This window comes from Planomonospora antibiotica, from assembly GCF_014647955.1.
GTDB lineage: Bacteria > Actinomycetota > Actinomycetes > Streptosporangiales > Streptosporangiaceae > Planomonospora > Planomonospora parontospora.
The window spans coordinates 1-914 of sequence record NZ_BMQE01000146.1; the positions used below are offsets into that span (position 1 = coordinate 1).

The 914-nt window shown below is 67.3% G+C and carries 2 protein-coding genes; both read left to right on the forward strand.

Going from position 1 to position 914, the window contains the following annotated elements:
- Positions 1 to 70: 70 nt before the first annotated feature.
- Complete coding sequence (locus IEZ06_RS35840; protein ID WP_189241114.1) at positions 71 to 337, forward strand: GntR family transcriptional regulator; 267 nt, start codon at positions 71 to 73, stop codon at positions 335 to 337.
- 311 nt (positions 338 to 648) lie between these two features.
- Positions 649 to 876 carry a hypothetical protein gene (locus IEZ06_RS35845; protein ID WP_189241115.1) on the forward strand — a complete coding sequence of 76 codons (228 nt, stop codon included), beginning with the start codon at positions 649 to 651 and terminating at the stop codon, positions 874 to 876.
- The last annotated feature ends 38 nt before the right edge of the window (positions 877 to 914 follow it).

Below are 914 nucleotides of genomic sequence, written 5' to 3' on the forward strand. Positions count from 1 at the left end.
CCCGGCGCAGCAGCCGGACGGTAGTTCACAACGAGGCAAACGTTGCCTGATGCGGCACTAGCGTGTGCTCATGACCGAGCTGCGCGACGATCTGCCCAGGTGGCGACAGGTGCGAGACATCATCGTCGAGCGCATCGAGAGCGGCCAGTACGGACCCGGCCAGCGCATCCCGTCAGTCATCGATCTGACCCAGGAGTTCGGCATCGCCACCCAGACCGCGCAGAAGGTCATGGTCGCCCTGCGCAAGGATCGATGGATCCGCACCGAGCGGGGGATGGGCAGCTTCGTCACCACCGAGGAAGAGCGCGCAGCCAGAGCCGAGGAGGCATCGGAGTAGGCGCACGCGCTACATCTGGCGTCGCGCGCAGGCAACGTGATCAAATTCGTGGCCGGATCCGGCCACGACGCCAACCGGACAGATGTCCCGGCCGTCACATACGCATCCCAGGCCAATCCGGAGATGCCGTGACCTATCCCCCGCAGGGCCCGCAGCAGCCATACGGCCAGCAGCCCGCACACCAGCCCTACGGATCCTCGCACCAGCAGCCGCATGGCTATGGACCGCACCACGGCTACCCCTATGGACACGGCTACCAGCAACCCGCCCCGCCGCCTCCAAGGAGCAGCGCCGGAGCGATCATCGCTCTCGTGGTCGGACTGTCTCTTGCGCTCGTCGTGGCGGCGATCGGCACGATCATGGCTTTCGGGAGTGCGGAGCCGGTCTCCGACGACCGGTTGCGTACCGTCCCTGACCCACCCAAGGTCGCCGGCACCGCCCTGCCCACAGCCGACGTCCAGTCGACCGTCGAACCCGCCGCGACCCAGGCGCCGCCCGCCGACCAGCAGGCACAGGCCGGGGTTCCGCAGTTGATGTAGCGGGATAGTCCGCGAATCTGGGGATTGACGTGCGGAAA

Bases quoted from the DNA above. Each gene is read 5' to 3' on its own strand.
- IEZ06_RS35840 (WP_189241114.1), top strand. From the start codon at position 71: ATGACCGAGCTGCGCGACGATCTGCCCAGGTGGCGACAGGTGCGAGAC.